This window comes from Kitasatospora sp. NPDC049285, assembly GCF_040678815.1.
Lineage (GTDB): Bacteria > Actinomycetota > Actinomycetes > Streptomycetales > Streptomycetaceae > Kitasatospora.
Genome location: NZ_JBFAQR010000016.1, coordinates 106247 through 122549, shown reverse-complemented (window position 1 = coordinate 122549; position 16303 = coordinate 106247). Strand labels below are relative to the sequence as shown.

General features: G+C 72.9%; 14 protein-coding genes. 2 read left to right on the top strand and 12 right to left on the bottom strand.

What is annotated here, in order from left to right; all coding sequences use genetic code 11:
* Positions 1–132 precede the first annotated feature (132 nt).
* Genes ruvX through AB0K51_RS13955 form a run of 4 tightly spaced genes read right to left on the bottom strand, consistent with a single transcriptional unit; the run spans position 133 to position 4213 of the window.
* On the bottom strand, positions 133–627 hold the full coding sequence (ruvX, locus tag AB0K51_RS13970) for a Holliday junction resolvase RuvX (RefSeq protein WP_363454041.1): 495 nt from the start codon (positions 625–627) through the stop codon (positions 133–135).
* A complete protein-coding gene (alaS, locus tag AB0K51_RS13965; protein WP_363454039.1) occupies positions 627–3296 on the bottom strand; it encodes an alanine--tRNA ligase in 2670 nt (889 codons plus the stop codon). The genes ruvX and alaS overlap by 1 nt, the downstream gene beginning before the upstream one ends.
* Positions 3296–3730, bottom strand: coding sequence for a DUF6167 family protein (locus AB0K51_RS13960; RefSeq protein ID WP_363454037.1), 435 nt, complete (start codon positions 3728–3730; stop codon positions 3296–3298). The genes alaS and AB0K51_RS13960 overlap by 1 nt, the downstream gene beginning before the upstream one ends.
* 6 nt (positions 3731–3736) lie before the next feature.
* Positions 3737–4213: a DUF948 domain-containing protein gene (locus tag AB0K51_RS13955; RefSeq protein ID WP_363454035.1), complete on the bottom strand. Its 477-nt coding sequence runs from the start codon at positions 4211–4213 to the stop codon at positions 3737–3739.
* Between the two features lie 225 nt (positions 4214–4438).
* Between AB0K51_RS13955 and AB0K51_RS13950 the strand changes: the two genes are divergently transcribed.
* Complete coding sequence (locus tag AB0K51_RS13950; RefSeq protein WP_363454033.1) at positions 4439–6598, top strand: regulator; 2160 nt, start codon at positions 4439–4441, stop codon at positions 6596–6598.
* A gap of 110 nt (positions 6599–6708) precedes the next feature.
* On the opposite strand, the gene rpsD is transcribed toward AB0K51_RS13950, so the two are convergent.
* From rpsD to ppk2, 4 genes are all read right to left on the bottom strand, one after another.
* Positions 6709–7323 (bottom strand): 30S ribosomal protein S4, encoded by a 615-nt coding sequence (gene rpsD / locus AB0K51_RS13945; RefSeq protein WP_033211599.1) that lies wholly within the window; start codon positions 7321–7323, stop codon positions 6709–6711.
* Between the two features lie 296 nt (positions 7324–7619).
* The gene (locus AB0K51_RS13940; protein ID WP_363454031.1) at positions 7620–8969 is read right to left on the bottom strand and encodes a replication-associated recombination protein A; all 1350 of its coding nucleotides are present in this window, start codon (positions 8967–8969) and stop codon (positions 7620–7622) included.
* A gap of 45 nt (positions 8970–9014) precedes the next feature.
* Positions 9015–9620, bottom strand: coding sequence for a hypothetical protein (locus AB0K51_RS13935; RefSeq protein ID WP_363454029.1), 606 nt, complete (start codon positions 9618–9620; stop codon positions 9015–9017).
* A gap of 106 nt (positions 9621–9726) precedes the next feature.
* Positions 9727–10515, bottom strand: coding sequence for a polyphosphate kinase 2 (gene ppk2, locus AB0K51_RS13930; protein WP_363454061.1), 789 nt, complete (start codon positions 10513–10515; stop codon positions 9727–9729).
* 278 nt (positions 10516–10793) lie between these two features.
* Between ppk2 and AB0K51_RS13925 the strand changes: the two genes are divergently transcribed.
* On the top strand, positions 10794–11810 hold the full coding sequence (locus AB0K51_RS13925) for a LysR family transcriptional regulator (RefSeq protein WP_363454027.1): 1017 nt from the start codon (positions 10794–10796) through the stop codon (positions 11808–11810).
* On the opposite strand, the gene AB0K51_RS13920 is transcribed toward AB0K51_RS13925, so the two are convergent.
* From AB0K51_RS13920 to AB0K51_RS13905, 4 genes are all read right to left on the bottom strand, one after another.
* Positions 11783–12289, bottom strand: a complete 507-nt coding sequence (locus AB0K51_RS13920) for an N-acetyltransferase (RefSeq protein ID WP_363454025.1) — start codon at positions 12287–12289, stop codon at positions 11783–11785. The genes AB0K51_RS13925 and AB0K51_RS13920 overlap by 28 nt on opposite strands.
* Before the next feature lie 141 nt (positions 12290–12430).
* The gene (gene aspS, locus AB0K51_RS13915; protein ID WP_363454023.1) at positions 12431–14221 is read right to left on the bottom strand and encodes an aspartate--tRNA ligase; all 1791 of its coding nucleotides are present in this window, start codon (positions 14219–14221) and stop codon (positions 12431–12433) included.
* Positions 14218–15480: a histidine--tRNA ligase gene (hisS, locus tag AB0K51_RS13910; protein WP_363454021.1), complete on the bottom strand. Its 1263-nt coding sequence runs from the start codon at positions 15478–15480 to the stop codon at positions 14218–14220. Before hisS ends, aspS begins: the two co-directional genes overlap by 4 nt.
* Before the next feature lie 11 nt (positions 15481–15491).
* Entirely contained in the window at positions 15492–16199 is a 708-nt protein-coding gene (locus AB0K51_RS13905; RefSeq protein WP_363454019.1) for an MBL fold metallo-hydrolase, read from the bottom strand.
* Positions 16200–16303 lie beyond the last annotated feature (104 nt).

The following is a 16303-nucleotide window of genomic DNA, read 5'->3' as shown; positions in this document are numbered from 1 at the left end:
CCCCGCCCTCCCTCTGGGGGGGGGGGGTTGTGCGGGGGGGCCCACGGCCGGCCCCGGGGGGGCCCTCGGGGGGGGGCCCGCCCGCCCCCCCCCCCCCCCCCGGGCCCCCGATCGGAACCTAAGCCGGGTCGATCAGATGACCGGTTCGACACTCTCACCGGGCGGGCGACCGCTCACCCGTTCGGCCTCCAGGGCGCTCTGCAGGATCACCACCGCCGCCGCCTGGTCGATCACCGAGCGGCCCTTCTTGGCGGACCGGCCGGAGGCCCGCAGGCCCTGGGCCGCGGTGACGGTGGTCATCCGCTCGTCCACCAGCCGCACCGGGACCGGCGCGACCACCCCGGCCAGCCGGCCGGCGTACGCCCGGACCTTGGCGGCGGCCGGGCCCTCCTTGCCGCTCATCGAACGCGGCAGGCCGACCACCACCTCGATCGCGTCGTACTCCTCGACGATCTCCTTCAGACGGCCCTGCGAGCGGCCCCCGGCGGGCACCGTCTCCACCGGCGTGGCGATCAGCCCGTCGGGGTCGCAGGACGCGACCCCGATCCGGGCGTCGCCGACGTCGACGGAGATCCGGCGGCCCCGCCGGAAGACCTGACCCTCGGGCTGCTCCGAAAGACCCGTCATCAGGAGGCGCGCTCCGCGACCAGGGCGCGCACGGCCTCGATCGCGTCCGCGACCGCACCCGGGTTGGTGCCGCCGCCCTGCGCGACGTCGTCCTTGCCGCCACCGCCGCCGCCGAGCGTCTTGGCCGCGGTGCGGACCAGCTCGCCGGCCTTGACGCCACGCGAGCGGGCGTCCTCGTTGGTGGCGATCACGGTCAGCGGGCGGTCGTTCGCCACGGTGAACGCGGCGACCACGGCCGGGCGCGAGCCCAGCCGGCCGCGGACGTCCAGCACCAGCTTGCGCAGCTCGTCCGCGCCCACGCCGTCGGCGACCCGGGCGGCGACCAGCGCCACGCCGCGGACGTCCTCGAAGCTCTCCGCCAGGCCGGCGGCCGCCGCGAGGACCTTCTCGGCGCGGAAGCGCTCGATCTCCTTCTCGGCGTCCTTCAGCTTGGCGAGCATCCCGGAGATCTTCTCCGGCAGCTCCTCCGGCCGGCCCTTGACCAGCTCGGTCAGCTGGGCGACCACGGTGTGCTCACGGGCCAGGAACTTGTACGCGTCGACGCCGACCAGCGCCTCCACCCGGCGCACGCCGGAGCCGATCGAGGACTCGCCGAGCAGCTTCACCAGGCCCAGCTGGGCGGTGTTGCCGACGTGCGTGCCACCGCACAGCTCCTTCGAGAAGTCGCCGATGGTGACCACGCGCACCGAGTCGCCGTACTTCTCGCCGAACATCGCGATGGCGCCCTGCTTGCGGGCCTCGTCCATCGTCATCACCTCGGCGGTGACGTCGAGTTCGCGGACCAGCACCTCGTTGATCTTCTGCTCGACGTCGGTCAGCACCGAGCCCGGCACCGCGGCCGGCGAACCGAAGTCGAAGCGGAACCGGCCCGGCGCGTTCTCCGAACCGGCCTGCGCGGCGGTCGGGCCGAGCGCGTCACGCAGCGCCTGGTGGGTCAGGTGGGTCGCCGAGTGGGCGCGCGAGACGGCCCGGCGGCGCTCGATGTCGATGGTGGCGTACGCGGACGCGCCGAGCACCACCTCACCGAACAGCACCCCGCCGGAGTGCACGATCACGCCCGGCACCGGCTGCTGCACGTCGCGGATCTCGACCACCGCGCCGGAGTCCAGCCGGATCCGGCCGTGGTCGGCGAGCTGGCCGCCGCCCTCGGCGTAGAACGGGGTGCGGTCGAGGATGATCTCGACCTCGTCGCCCTCGGTGGCGGCCGGCGACGGGACGCCGTTCACCAGCAGGCCGACCACGGTGGCCTCGCCCTCGGTGTTGCTGTAGCCGGTGAAGACGGACGCGCCCGACTTGTCGGCGACCTCGCGGTACGCGGCGACGTCGGCGTGGCCCATCTTCTTCGCCTTGGCGTCCGCCTTGGCGCGGTCGCGCTGCTCCTGCATCAGGCGGCGGAAGCCGGCCTCGTCGACCGCCAGGCCCTGCTCCTCGGCCATCTCCAGGGTCAGGTCGATCGGGAAGCCGAAGGTGTCGTGCAGCTGGAACGCCTTCTCACCGGAGAGCGCGGCGTGGCCGGCCTCCTTGGCCTCGGTGACCGCGCCGTCCAGCAGGTTGGTGCCGGCCCGCAGGGTCTGCAGGAAGCGGGTCTCCTCGGCGACCACGACCGTCTCGATGCGCTTGCGGTCGATCTCCAGCTCCGGGTACTGCGGGGCCATCGCCTTGATGGAGATGTCGATGAGCTCCTGCGCCACCGGCTCGGTGGCACCCAGCAGCCGCATGTTGCGGATCGCCCGGCGCAGGATCCGGCGCAGCACGTAGCCGCGGCCCTCGTTGCCCGGGGTGACGCCGTCGCCGACCAGCATCAGCGCGGTGCGGAAGTGGTCGGTGACCACGCGCAGCGACACGTCCGACTTGTGGTCGGCGCCGTAGGTGTGACCGGTGAGCTCGGCGGCGCGGTCGAGGATCATCCGGCTGGTGTCGATCTCGAAGAGGTTGTCGACGTCCTGCAGGATGGCGGCCAGCCGCTCCAGGCCGAGGCCGGTGTCGATGTTCTTGCTCGGCAGGTCGCCGAGGATCTCGAAGCCGTCCTTGCCGTCGCCGTGGCCGCGCTCGTACTGCATGAAGACCAGGTTCCAGATCTCCAGGTAGCGCTCGCCGTTGACCGCCGGGCCGCCCTCCTCACCGTACGCGGGGCCGCGGTCGTAGTTGATCTCCGAGCACGGGCCGCACGGGCCGGGGACGCCCATCGACCAGAAGTTGTCCTTCATGCCCAGGCGCTGGATCCGCTCGGAGGGCACGCCGATGACGTCCCGCCAGATCTGCTCGGCCTCGTCGTCGTCCTTGTAGACGGTGATCCAGAGCTTCTCCGGCTCCAGGCCGTAGCCGCCGTCCGCGACGGGAGTGGTGAGCAGCTCCCAGGCGAACTTGATCGAGCCTTCCTTGAAGTAGTCGCCGAACGAGAAGTTGCCGCACATCTGGAAGAACGAGCCGTGCCGGGTGGTCTTCCCGACCTCCTCGATGTCCAGGGTGCGGACGCACTTCTGCACGCTGGTGGCGCGCGAGAACTGCGGCTTGACCTCGCCGAGGAAGTACGGCTTGAACGGCACCATGCCGGCGTTGACCAGCAGCAGGGTGGGGTCGTCGGCGACCAGCGAGGCCGACGGTACGACGGTGTGGCCGCGCTCCTCGAAGAAGCGCAGCCAGCGGCGGCGGATCTCTGCCGACTCCATCAGTGGGGGTCCTTCCGATCGGTCGTGCTGCCCGGCAGCTCGCGCCGGCGGGCCTTCGCAACGATTCTCTGGGGGGTGGTGCTGCGCTCTGCGCGCGACGGGGGCAGGGCGGCGGCCGGGGAGCCCGGCGCCGCCGAGATAGCTCGGGCCCCGCCGTCGCCGGCCGCGCCGCCGAGCGCGCGGCGGCGCGGCGGCTCGACCACCGCGGTGCCGTCCAGCCCGAGCTCGGCGCGCAGCTGCTCCTCGCGCTCGGCCATCCCGGCGCGCACGTCGCGGGCGAACCGCTTGGCGGTGTCGCCGAGTCGGAGGGCGCCGCGGGCGGCGGTGCCTGACAGCGAGTCAGGGGTGAGGCGGTGCACCGCCTCGTTGGCCTTGTTCATGGCCCAGACGGTGGCGCCCGCGCCGACCGCCATCCAGAAGATCCTGCGCACCATGGTCCGTCAGCCCCTCACGGCCCGTCGGATCCGGGCCACCAGGCCGCCGCGCGGCGCCGCCTGGGCGCGCACCTCGGCGCGGATCAGCCGGGCCAGTTCCTCGCGCTCGCCCGCCTGCTGGGGCAGCGTCAGGCCGGACTGCTGGCGGGCCACCGCCTTGCGCACGCCGTAGCTGAACGCGGCCATCTTCACCAGCGGCCCGCCCAGGGTGGCGGCGACGGTGGAGGACAGCGCCTTGGCGTCGGCCGCGGCGTCCTGCACGTTGGCGGTGATCTCGTCGACCCGCTCCAGCTGCTCGTGCGCGCTGCGCACCGCGGCGTTCGCGTCGGTCAGCAGCGGGACGGCCTGCTCGGTGACGGCGGAGACCAGGACGGTGGCCTCGCGGAGCACCTTGGACAGCCGGACCAGCACGACGGCGAGCAGGGTGACCAGGACCGCCCAGAAGACGGCGACCAGCAGCCCGGCCAGCTCTCCCACGGACACCTTCGCGCGCTCCCTCGCCTGTGCGTTTCCGAGGCGACCACCTCGGAAGTGAACCCTACCGTGACTGCCGGTCGCTCCCCGACCGGATATCGGCCCGGCGCGAACCGGTCGGGTGTGCGAACACGGCGCGTAACCTACCGCCAGGTCGGCTCGTTGGGGGGTTGGCTCGCGGAACGCGGGCCGACCGGTTTCCAGTTCTCGTGACGGGGGCGTCTCTTGAGCGGCATGTCGGCAGCACCGGACCCACGGGGCGGGCTGCCCGCAGAGGTGACCAGCTTCGTCGGCCGCCGGGCCGAACTGGGCGCGCTGGCACGGCTGGTGACGCAGTCCCGGCTGGTCACGGTGACCGGGCCCGGCGGGGTCGGCAAGACCCGGCTGGCCCTGCGCGCGGCCCGCCGGGCCGCCGCCGACTTCCCGGACGGCGTGCACCTGGCGGAGATCGGCCCGGTGCAGGACCCGCTGCTGGTCGGCCACGCGGTGCTCGAGTCGCTGCGGCTGACCGACCACACCGCCCGCCCGCCGCTGGACGTGCTGGTCGAGCAGCTCGCCGACCGCCGGCTGCTGCTGGTGCTGGACGGCTGCGAGCACCAGGTGGAGGCCTGCGCCGAGCTGGTGGACGCGCTGCTGCGGGCCGCGCCGCGGCTGCGGGTGCTGGCCACCAGCCGCCAGTCGCTGCGCGCCGCCGGGGAGCACCTGCTGCCGCTGGCCCCGCTGCCGGTCGAGCCGGCCGGCGGGCGGGCCGACGCGGAGGCGATGGTGCTGTTCGCCGACCGGGCCGCCGCGGTGCTGCCGGGCTTCCGGCTGACCGACCGCAACCGCCCGGAGGTGGCGCTGCTCTGCCGCCGGCTGGACGGCATCCCGCTGGCGGTGGAGCTGGCCGCCGGGCGGCTGCGGGCGCTGTCGGTGGAGCAGATCACCGCCCGCCTCGACGACCGCTTCCGGCTGCTCACCGGCGGCGACCGCACCGCCCCGGCGCGGCACCAGACGATGCGCACCACGATCGGCTGGAGCCACGAACTCTGCACCATGCAGGAACGTTTACTCTGGTCGCGCCTGTCGGTCTTCGCCGGCGGCTTCGACCTGGACGCCGCCGAGTACGTCTGCGCCGGCGACGGCCTGGACGCCGACGACGTCCTGGAACTCGTCGACTCGCTGGTCGACCGCTCGGTGCTGGTCCGGCTCGGCGACGAGCAGGGCGTCCGGTTCCGGATGCTCGACACCCTGCGCGAGTACGGCGGCCACTGGCTGCGGGCCGGCGGCGACGACCACCGGCTGCTGCGCCGGCACCGCGACTGGTACCTGGGCGTCGCCACCTGGGGCGAGGTGGAGTGGTTCGGCCCGCGCCAGGCCGAGACCGCCGAACGCACCCGGCTCGCCCACGCCAACCTGCGGGCCGCCCTGGAGTTCTCGCTCGCCGAACCCGGCGAGGAGCAGCTCGCCCTCGTCCTGGCCGGCACCCTCTGGTACTTCTGGGTCGGCTCCGGCCACCTCGGCGAGGGCCGGCACTGGCTGGACCGCGCGCTCGCCCTCGCCCCCGAGCCCACCGACGCCCGGGCCAAGGCCCTGTGGGTCACCGGCTACCTCGCCACCCTGCAGGGCGACCTGCCGCGGGCCCGCCCCGCCCTGGAGGAGTGCCGCCGCCAGGCCCTGGACACCGGCGACGACCGCGCCCTCGCGTACGCCGTGCACCGCCAGGGCTGCGCGGCCCTGATCGGCGACGAACCGCAGCGCGCCGCCGAGCTGTTCGAGGAGGCGCTGTGGCACTACAACACCCTCGGCGAGCTCAACTCCAACGTGCTGATGGCGATGTTCGAACTCGCCCTGGCCTACCTCTTCCTCGGCGACGAGGAGAACGGCGAGGCGTGGACCGAGCGGGTCCGGGAGATCTGCGAGGAGCACGGCGAGCAGTGGGCGTACGGCTACTGCCTCTACGCGATGGCGTACGCCAAGTGGTCGGCCGGCGAGCTGCGGCTGGCCCGGGCGTTCGCCCGCGAGTCGATGCGGCTGCAGTACCTCTTCCGCGACCTGCTGGGCATCGTCCTCGCGATGGACCTGCTGGCGCTGCTGGCCACCGACGGCCCGGACTCGGACCTGCGCGAGGCCCGGGTGCTGCAGGGCGCCGCGCACCGGCTCTGGCAGGCCGTCGGCACCCCGTTCTTCGGCTCCCGCACCTTCAACGGCCCGCACCGCGAGTGCGAGCAGCGGGCCCGCACCGGCCTGACCGAGCAGGAGTACGCGGACGCCTTCCGGCTCGGCGGGCGGCTCGACCTGGACGCCGCGGTGCGCCGCGCGCTGGGCGGCGAGCTGCCCGGCCCGGCCACCGATCCGGGCGACCACCCGAGCCCGCGCAACCCGTCCCGCCCGTCCGCCCCGGTGAACGTCTGACGGCCCGTCAGCACCCGACGCGCCGTCAGCGCCGCCCGACGCGCTGTGGACACCCGGAAACGGGAAACGCCCCCGCGGTCCGAGGACCGAGGGGGCGTTCCGCTCGCGGGTCAGCGCGAGTAGTACTCGACGACGAGCTGCTCGTCGCAGACGACCGGAACCTCGCGGCGCTGCGGCGCGCGGTCCAGGCGGAAGGCCAGGGCCTTCAGGTTGACCTCGAGGTACTTCGGGGTCTGGCCCTCGCCGGCGTTGCCGCCCTCGCGAGCCACCTGGAAGGGGACCTTCTCCTTGGACTTTTCCTTCACCGTGACGACGTAGCCCGGCTTCATCTGGAACGACGGCTTGTTGACCTTCGAGCCGTTGACCTCGATGTGACCGTGCACGACCATCTGACGGGCCTGGTAGATGGTGCGGGCGATGCCCGAACGCAGCACCAGGGAGTCGAGGCGGACCTCCAGCAGGGCGACGAGCGCCTCACCGGTCTTGCCCTCGACCTTCTTGGCGGCCTCGAAGGCACGCGCCATCTGCTTCTCGCTGAGGTCGTACTGCGCGCGCAGACGCTGCTTCTCGGTCAGACGGACCTTGTAGTCAGAGTTCTGCTTGCGGCCACGGCCGTGCTGGCCGGGCGGGTACGGGCGGGCCTCGAAGTACTTGACGGACTTCGGGGTCAGCGGAACGCCGAGTGCACGGGCGATCTTGACCTTGGGGCGCTTCTGGTTCGCCATGTTTCCTTTTCCTGTTCGATACGGCTGTCACCAGGTGTTGACGGAGGACGCTTCTCGCGGTCCGGAGAAAAACCGTCCGTCGCCGGAAGGTCAGCCGCTCTCCGCGACCGGGCACTATGTGCTTGCACACGAGGGGCCACCGAGGTGGACACCCGCGCGACACCGAAGGCCGGTGCGCGCCGCTCCTGGAGGCGTTCCGTGACGGAACCCCTCCGGTCGATGTCCCGCTGGTGCGGCCGGTCGCTCCCTGGGGAGCCCCTGGCCCGGGACACTCAACGACGAAGTCTACAGGGTGCTCACTCGCCCCTGAGCCGCGCCCTGGTCCACTCCGCGATCTCCGCGTAGCGGGCCTCGCCGCCGCGCCGGGTCGGCTTGTAGTACTCCCGGCCGTGCACGGTGTCCGGCGCGTACTGCTGCGCGGCGATGCCCTCCGGCAGGTCGTGCGGGTACTGGTAGCCCTTGCCGTGGCCGAGCTTCTGCGCCCCGCCGTAGTGCGCGTCCCGCAGGTGGGAGGGCACCGCCCCCGCCAGGCCCTGCCGGACGTCCGCCAGGGCCGCGTCGATCGCCAGGTAGGCGGCGTTCGACTTCGGCGCCAGGGCCAGCGCGATGGCCGCCTCGGCCAGGATGATCCGGGCCTCCGGGAAGCCGATCAGCGCCACCGCCTGGGCCGCCGCGACCGTCGTCTGGAGGGCCGTCGGATCGGCCAGGCCGACGTCCTCGCTGGCCGAGATCATCAGCCGCCGGGCGATGAACCGCGGGTCCTCCCCCGCCTCGATCATCCGCGCCAGGTAGTGCAGGGTGGCGTCGACGTCGCTGCCCCGGATCGACTTGATCAGCGCGCTGGCGACGTCGTAGTGCTGGTCGCCGTCGCGGTCGTAGCGCACCGCGGCCTGGTCGACGGCGGTCTCCGTCATCGCCAGCGTGAGCACCCGCTCGCCCTGCTCCAGCGCCGCCCCGGCCGCCGCCTCCAGCGTGGTCAGCGCCCGCCGGGCGTCGCCCCCGGCCAGCCGGACCAGGTGGTCCTCGGCCTCCGGGCCGAGCTCGACCGCGCCCGCCAGCCCCCGCTCGTCGGTGGCCGCGCGGCGCAGCAGGGTGCGGACGTCCTCGTCGGTGAGCGACTCCAGGGTGAGCAGCAGCGAGCGGGAGAGCAGCGGCGAGATCACCGAGAAGTACGGGTTCTCGGTGGTGGCGGCGATCAGCGTCACCCAGCGGTTCTCCACGGCGGGCAGCAGCGAGTCCTGCTGGGCCTTGGAGAAGCGGTGGATCTCGTCGAGGAAGAGCACGGTCTCGCGGCCGCTCATGCCGACGGCGCGGCGAGCGCCCTCGATCACCGCGCGGACCTCCTTGACGCCGGCGGTGATCGCGGAGAGTTCGACGAACCGGCCCTCGACGGCCTGGCTGATCACGTGCGCGAGGGTGGTCTTGCCCGTCCCCGGCGGCCCCCAGAGGATCACCGAGCTGGTGGCGGCCGGCCCGCGGGACCCGGCGACCAGCCGGCGCAGCGGCGAACCGTCCTTGAGCAGCTTCTGCTGTCCTGCGACCTCGTCGAGCGTGCGGGGGCGCATCCGGACCGCGAGCGGGGCGCGCCCCGGCTCGGTGGCCTGGCGTTCCTCGGCGGCATGCGTGAAAAGGTCGGGCTCGTCCACGAGAGCCAAGCCTATGCGCTGCCGCGGACAGGCCGTGGCGTGGCGTTATTGCGGGCGGTCCAGCAGGACGACGTCGAACTCCTCCAACCCGTAGATCGTGGTGCCAGACGCCTTGGAGGCACGGGAGCGCAGTTCGGACTGGGGGCCGCGGGAGGCTTCGAAGGCCTGGCGGTCGGCGAAGATCGCGCCGACCGTGCCGATGCTCTTCCCACGGTCGATCAGCATCGCCGCGCCGACGTAGCCGTCGATCTCGCGGACGCCGCTCAGGCCGCTCTCGCTGAAGCCCTTGACCACCTGGTCGAGCGTGCCGGGCTCGAAAGCGAAACGGACCAGCCGGAAGCCGCCGTTCTCGACCGCCTGGCCGGGGTCGGCGACCACGGCCTCCCAGGTGTTGACGGCGACGGTCGCGGCGAACGGCACCAGCAGGGTGTTGCGGCGCTCGCGCAGTTCGGCGTCGCTGGCGGCCTCGGCCTCGGCGGTCTCCCACCAGGACCCCATGGTGAGGGTGCCGAGCTGCCGGTTGGCGAACAGGCCGTAACCCCGGTAGCCGGGTTGGCCGGAGAGGAGTTTGACCGATTCGGCCCGCAGGCCGTCCAGGCTCTCCTCCAGCAGCGCCGGGTCCCCGGTGGCGTAGACGGTACGGACGAACATGAGGACAGCCTCCGTCCCAGTGCGCGGGGGCGGCGGCCCGCCCCCGCCTGTCTCCATCGCACGCCCGCCCGCGCACCGGGGTCAACCGGGGGCGTCCACCGCCCGGTCAGTGCGGCAACAGGGTGCCCGCGTGGTCGAAGACGTACTTCTGCAGGTCGCGCGGGGGCCGCTGGTAGCCGCGCGGCTTCGGCCGGGGCGGCAGCGTGACGGCCGGGCGGACCACCTCGTGGTACGGGACGGAGGACAGCAGGTGGGCGATCATGTTGATCCGGGCCCGCCGCTTGTCGTCGCTCTCGACCACGTTCCACGGCGCCTCGGGGATGTCGGTGTAGACGAACATCTCGTCCTTGGCGCGGGAGTAGTCCTCCCAGCGCGAGATCGACTCGACGTCCATCGGGGAGAGCTTCCACTGCCGCATCGGGTCGTCCAGCCGGTCGCGGAAGCGGCGCTCCTGTTCGATGTCGCTGACCGAGAACCAGTACTTGCGCAGCAGGATGCCGGCCTCGATCAGCATCCGCTCGAAGGTCGGGCACTGGTGCAGGAACTGCCAGTACTCCTCGTCGGTGCAGAAGCCCATCACCTTCTCCACCCCGGCCCGGTTGTACCAGGAGCGGTCGAACAGGACCATCTCCCCGGCGGCGGGCAGCTGTTCGACGTAGCGCTGGAAGTACCACTGGCCGCGCTGGCGTTCGGTGGGGGCGGGCAGCGCCGCGACCCGGGCGATGCGCGGGTTGAGGTACTCGGTGACGCGCTTGATCGCACCGCCCTTGCCGGCCGCGTCGCGGCCCTCGAAGACCACCACCATCCGGACGCCGGTGCTGCGCACCCACTCCTGCATCTTCACCAGTTCGTGCTGGAGGCGGAGCAGTTCGGGTTCGTAGATCCGCTTCGGCATCCGCTTCGGCTTGGCCGCGTTCGGGCCGGTCCGCTTGGCGCGCTTGGGTTCCGCCACTGTGTGCCCTCCGATGAACCGTGCCGCTGACGATCCCTCAGGCTACGGTCGGTCAGGCTCCCGCGCAGGTCGGACGCGGCCGGTGGGTGTCCCGCCGGGCACAACCGGTGGGGGCACCGGCAGCCCCCCGTGACCGCCGGTGCAACCCCACCGGGTTGGCTGGGCAACTCTGGTACACCCCCGGGTGCCCGGTCCAATGCCTTTGTCCATAGCCTGTGGGCATGGACATAGACACCCGGATGCTGCGCTACCTCGCGGTGGTCTGCGAGGAGGGTCAGCTGACCGCGGCGGCCGCCCGCCTCGGCGTCAGCCAGCCCACGCTGACCAAGCAGATCCGGGCGCTGGAGCTCCAGTTGGGGGTGGAGCTGTTCGTGCGCTCGCGGGCCGGGATGGTGCCGACCGCGGCGGGCTCCGAGCTGGCGGCGCGGGCCCGGGGGCTGCTGGAGCGCTGGGAGGAGGCGCTGCGGGCGACCCGCTGGGCGGCGGCCGGCGGGGAGCTGCGGGTGGGCTTCGAGGGCAGCACCATCAACCTGGTGAGCCGGGCCGCGGTGGAGGACTTCGCCCGCCGGATGCCGGGCTGGCGGCTGCGGATGCGGCAGAACAGCTGGTTCGACGAGTCCTCGGGGCTGGCCTCCGGCGAACTGGACCTGGCCCTGTGGCACGCCCCGGAGGAGGTCGGCGAGCGGTACGCGCACGTGGCACTGGGCGCCGAGGAGCGCTGGGCGGTGCTGGCGGCGGACCACCGGCTGGCGGGCCGCCGGGTGCTGGACGCCGACGAGCTGTGGGACGAGCCGTTCGTGGCGATCCCGCTGGAGGCCGGCCTGTGGCGGGACTACTGGCTGGGCGCCCCCGAGCGGGGCGCGCGTCCGGCGCGGATCGGCGCGGTGGCGCACAGCGCGGACGAGTGGCTGGCGGCGGTGGCCTGCGGGCAGGGCATCGGGTTCGCCCCGCAGTCGATCGAGCGGCTGTCGGCCCGCGCCGACGTGGTCTGCCGGCCGGTGCGCGGCCTGGCGCCGAGCCGGGTCGGCCTGTACTGGCTGCAGGGCCGGCCGCTGACGCCGGCCATGGCGGCGTTCGCGGAGAGCTGCCGACTGCACCTGGAGGTGCAGTTCCGGGCGGCCGGTGGCGGCCGGTCGCCCGCGACGACGCTGGGTCGGGTTCCGGCCCAGGGTTCCCGGAACTCGACGCCGGGCCCCGCCCGGAGTGCGGCTCAGACCTCGGCGAACGGCGAGGGGTAGCGGCACAGGCCGTGCGGGGCGCCGTCGGCGCCGGGCAGGCGCAGCGCCTGGAAGTATGCGTCGGGCACCTCGAACGGCCCGCTGATGCGGTGACCGGAGGCGGGGGTGAAGCCGAACCGGCCGTAGTACCCGGGCTCGCCGAGCACCACCACGACCCGCTCGCCGGCCTCGGCGGCGGCGTCCAGCGCGGCCCGCACCACGGCGCTGCCGACGCCCTTGCGCTGCCACTCGGGGGCGACCGCGACGGGGGCCAGCGCCAGGCCCTTGCCGTTGCCGATCCGCAGCCGGGTGAGCAGCGCGTGCCCGATCACCACGCCGCGCTCGTCGACGGCGACCAGCGACAGTTCGGGCAGCCAGGCGGCGTCGCGGCGCAACGCGTCCACCAGGTCCGCCTCTTCGGGGCCTGGGAAGGCCGCCATGTGCACCCGCCGCGTCTCCGCGGCGTCGGCGGGGAGTTCCACTCTGGTTCGTACGGTCATCCTTGACCCTTCTTGCAGCTGCACCCCCTTGTGCAGCATCACGGCCCCGGGCGGTGCGAGCCTACCGCCGGGTGGCCCGCACCGGCCCGGGGCCGGAGCAAATCGTGATCTTCCTGATGTCCCGTCAGATCGGACGGTGCGTCAGGAGGCGCTCTCCGCCTCGGACTTCGCCGCCTCCTTGGACTTCGGCTGGGCGTCCACGCCGGCCTCCCGGCGCTGTGCCGGGGTGATCGCGGTGGGGGCGCCGGTCAGCGGGTCGCCGCCGGTGGAGGTCTTCGGGAAGGCGATGACGTCCCGGATGGTGTCGTACCCGCCGAGCAGGGTGACGATCCGGTCCAGGCCGAACGCGACGCCGCCGTGCGGCGGCGGGCCGTAGTTGAAGGCGTCCAGCAGGAAGCCGAACTGCGAGGCGGCCTCCTCCTCGGACAGGCCGATCGCGTCGAACGCCCGCTTCTGCACGTCTCGCTGGTGGATACGGATCGAACCGCCGCCCAGCTCCGAGCCGTTGAGCACCAGGTCGTAGGCGTTGGAGAGGGCCGCGCCCGGGTCGGTGTCGAAGGTGGCCAGCGACTCGGCGGTCGGCGCGGTGAACGGGTGGTGCACCGCGTGCCAGCCCTGGAACTCGCCCTTGTCGTCCTCGATCGGCTCGAACATCGGGAAGTCGACCACCCAGAGGAAGGCCCACTGGGACTCGTCGATCAGCGCGCAGCGGCGGCCGATCTCCAGGCGGGCCGCGCCGAGCAGCTCCTGCGACGGGGTCTTCTTGCCGGCCGCGAAGAACACCGCGTCGCCGGGCTTGGCGCCCGCCGCGGCGGCCAGGCCGGCCAGGTGCTCCTCGGACAGGTTCTTGGCGACCGGGCCGCGCAGCTCGCCGGTCTCGGCGTCGACCAGCACGTAGGCCAGGCCGCGGGCGCCGCGCGCCTTGGCCCAGTCCTGCCAGGCGTCGAGCTGCTTGCGGGGCTGCGAGGCGCCGCCGGGCATGACCACCGCGCCGACGTACGGCGCCTGGAAGACCCGGAACTCGGTGCCCTTGAAGTACTCGGTGAGGTCGGTGAGTTCCTGCCCGAAGCGGACGTCCGGCTTGTCCGAGCCGTAGCGCGCCATGGCGTCGGCGTAGGTCATCCGGGGCAGCGGGTTCGGGATCTCGTAGCCGTGGACCTGCTGCCAGATCGCGGCGATGATCTTCTCGCCGAGCGCCAGGATGTCCTCCTGGTCGACGAACGAGGCCTCGATGTCGAGCTGGGTGAACTCCGGCTGCCGGTCGGCGCGGAAGTCCTCGTCGCGGAAGCAGCGGGCGATCTGGTAGTAGCGCTCCATGCCGGCCACCATCAGCAGCTGCTTGAACAGCTGCGGGGACTGCGGCAGCGCGTACCAGTGGCCCGGCTGCAGGCGCACCGGCACCAGGAAGTCGCGGGCGCCCTCGGGGGTGGAGCGGGTGAGGTACGGCGTCTCGATGTCGAGGAAGTCGTTCTCCTCCATCACGTTGCGGATGATGTGGTTGACCTTCGAGCGCAGCCGCAGCGCGCGGGCCGGGCCCTCGCGGCGCAGGTCCAGGTAGCGGTAGCGCAGCCGGACCTCCTCGTTGACCGAGCCGGGCTCGTACTCCGCGACCTGGAACGGCAGCGGGGCCGCCTCGGAGAGCACCTCGATGGACTCGACCACGACCTCGACGGCGCCGGTCGGGATCTCCGGGTTCTCGTTGCCCTCGGGGCGGACCCGGACCTCGCCGACCACCTTGACGCAGTACTCGGAGCGCAGGCCGTGCACCGACTCCAGGTCGCGGACCACGACCTGCACGGTGCCGGAGCTGTCCCGCAGGTCGATGAAGGCCACGCCGCCGTGGTCACGGCGGCGGGCCACCCAGCCGGCCAGGGTGAGGGTGGTGCCGGCGTGCTCCGCGCGGAGCGTGCCCGCGTCGTGCGTGCGGATCACAGCTGCTTCTCCTTCAGGGTGGTGACGAGCGCCTCGAGGGCGACGGGGGTCTGCTCGCCGGACTCCATGTCCTTGAGCTGGACCACGCCCTCGGCGAGGTCCCGGTCGCCGGCGATCACGGCGAACCGGGCGCCGGATCGATCCGCCGATTTCATGGCGTTCTTGATGCCCTTGACGCCGAACGCCAGGTCGGTGGCCACACCGGCCCGGCGCAGCTCGACCGTGGTGGCGAACAGCACGGTCTTGGCCTCCTCGCTCAGCGCGACGGCGTACACCGCGGTGGCGGCGGGCAGTTCGAGCGCGACACCCTCCGCCTCCAGCGCCAGGAAGGTGCGGTCCACGCCGAGCGCCCAGCCGACCGAGGGCAGCGCGGGGCCGCCGATCATCTCGGAGAGGCCGTCGTAACGGCCGCCGCCGCCGATCGCGGACTGCGCGCCGAGGCCGTTGTGCACGAACTCGAAGGTGGTGCGGGTGTAGTAGTCCAGGCCGCGGACCAGCTTCGGGTCGTCGGTGAAGGCCACTCCGGCGAGGGTCAGCAGTTCGCGGACCTTCTCGTCGTATGCCTTGCAGTCCTCGCAGAGGAAGTCGCGCAGCATCGGGGCGTCGGTGAGCTGGGCCTGCACCGCCTCGCGCTTGTCGTCGAGCACCCGCAGCGGGTTGATCTCGGCGCGGCGGCGGGTGTCCTCGTCCAGGTCGAGGCCGGACAGGAAGTCGATCAGCGCGGCGCGGTAGACCGGGCGGCACTGCTTGTCGCCGAGGCTGTTGAGCAGCAGCGAGTAGTCCGACAGCCCGAGCGAGCGGAAGGCGTCGTCGGCCAGGATGATCAACTCGGCGTCCAGCGCCGGGTCCTCGGCGCCGATCGCCTCCGCGCCGACCTGCGAGAACTGGCGGTAGCGGCCCTTCTGGGCGCGCTCGTAGCGGTAGTACGAGCCGGAGTACCAGAGCTTGACCGGGAGGTTGCCCTGCTTGTGCAGGTTGGCCTGGAGGGCGGCGCGCAGCACCGAGGCGGTGCCCTCCGGGCGCAGCGCGAGCTCGTCGCCGCCGCGCGTGGTCAGGTTGTACATCTCCTTGGTGACGATGTCGGTGGACTCGCCGACGCCGCGGGAGAAGAGCTTCACGTCCTCGAAGACCGGGGTCTCGACGTAGCCGTAGCCCGCCCGCCGCGCGGGGGCGGCGATGGCCTCGCGGATCGCCAGGAAGGTCGCCGAAGTGGGCGGCAGCAGGTCGTAGGTGCCCTTGGGGGCGGTGAAGGTGCTCAACTTCTCTTCCGTCACATTCCTCGTCGCGGGAAGGCCGGGGCGCCGGACGCCCCCGCCGCCTGCTGGAGGTAGGGGTTGGTGGCGCGCTCACGGCCGATGGTGGTCTGGGAGCCGTGGCCGGAGAGCACCACGGTCGCGTCGTCGAGGGGCAGGCACACCCGGGCCAGCGAGCGCATGATCGCTCCGCCGTCTCCGCCCGGGAGGTCGGTTCGCCCGATGGAGCCGGCGAACAGCAGGTCGCCCGAGAACAGCACCGGTGGGATGTCGTCCTGCGAGGGCGTCCGGAAGGTCACCGACCCCTCGGTATGGCCGGGGGCGTGGTCGACGGTGAGCTGCAGGCCGGCCAGTTCCAGCACCGCGCCGTCGGTCAACTCCCGGACGTCGTCCGGCTCTCCGACGGTGAGCGAGCCCATCAGCTGCTGGCCGAGCGAGCGGCCCAGGGCCTTCTCGGGGTCGGCCATCATGTACCGGTCCGCGGGGTGGATCCAGGCGGGGACGCCCTGCGCGCCGCAGACCGGGACCACCGAGGCGATGTGGTCGATGTGCCCGTGGGTGAGCAGCACCGCGACCGGCTTCAACCGGTGCTCGCGGATCAAGTCCTCGACGCCGCGCGTCGCTTCGTGCCCGGGGTCGACGATCACGCACTCCTCACCGGCGGCGGGAGCGACCAGGTAGCAGTTGGTGCCCCAGGCCCCAGCGGGGAATCCGGCGACGAACACGCGAGTCCTTCGTTTCAGGCGGTGGCGGTATGCGGTCTCCCCGCAGCCTACCGGCGGCGGGGGGCCACGAGCTAACCGGATATCCGGGCGCGTTCAGGGCTTTC

What these genes read in the sequence shown, in the direction of transcription:
- ruvX (WP_363454041.1), bottom strand. Translation starts at nt 627, where the DNA reads ATGACGGGTCTTTCGGAGCAGCCCGAGGGTCAGGTCTTCCGGCGGGGC.
- alaS (WP_363454039.1), bottom strand. Translation starts at nt 3,296, where the DNA reads ATGGAGTCGGCAGAGATCCGCCGCCGCTGGCTGCGCTTCTTCGAGGAG.
- AB0K51_RS13960 (WP_363454037.1), bottom strand. Translation starts at nt 3,730, where the DNA reads ATGGTGCGCAGGATCTTCTGGATGGCGGTCGGCGCGGGCGCCACCGTC.
- AB0K51_RS13950 (WP_363454033.1), top strand. Translation starts at nt 4,439, where the DNA reads ATGTCGGCAGCACCGGACCCACGGGGCGGGCTGCCCGCAGAGGTGACC.
- rpsD (WP_033211599.1), bottom strand. Translation starts at nt 7,323, where the DNA reads ATGGCGAACCAGAAGCGCCCCAAGGTCAAGATCGCCCGTGCACTCGGC.
- AB0K51_RS13935 (WP_363454029.1), bottom strand. Translation starts at nt 9,620, where the DNA reads ATGTTCGTCCGTACCGTCTACGCCACCGGGGACCCGGCGCTGCTGGAG.
- ppk2 (WP_363454061.1), bottom strand. Translation starts at nt 10,515, where the DNA reads ATGCCGAAGCGGATCTACGAACCCGAACTGCTCCGCCTCCAGCACGAA.
- AB0K51_RS13925 (WP_363454027.1), top strand. Translation starts at nt 10,794, where the DNA reads ATGGACATAGACACCCGGATGCTGCGCTACCTCGCGGTGGTCTGCGAG.
- AB0K51_RS13920 (WP_363454025.1), bottom strand. Translation starts at nt 12,289, where the DNA reads ATGACCGTACGAACCAGAGTGGAACTCCCCGCCGACGCCGCGGAGACG.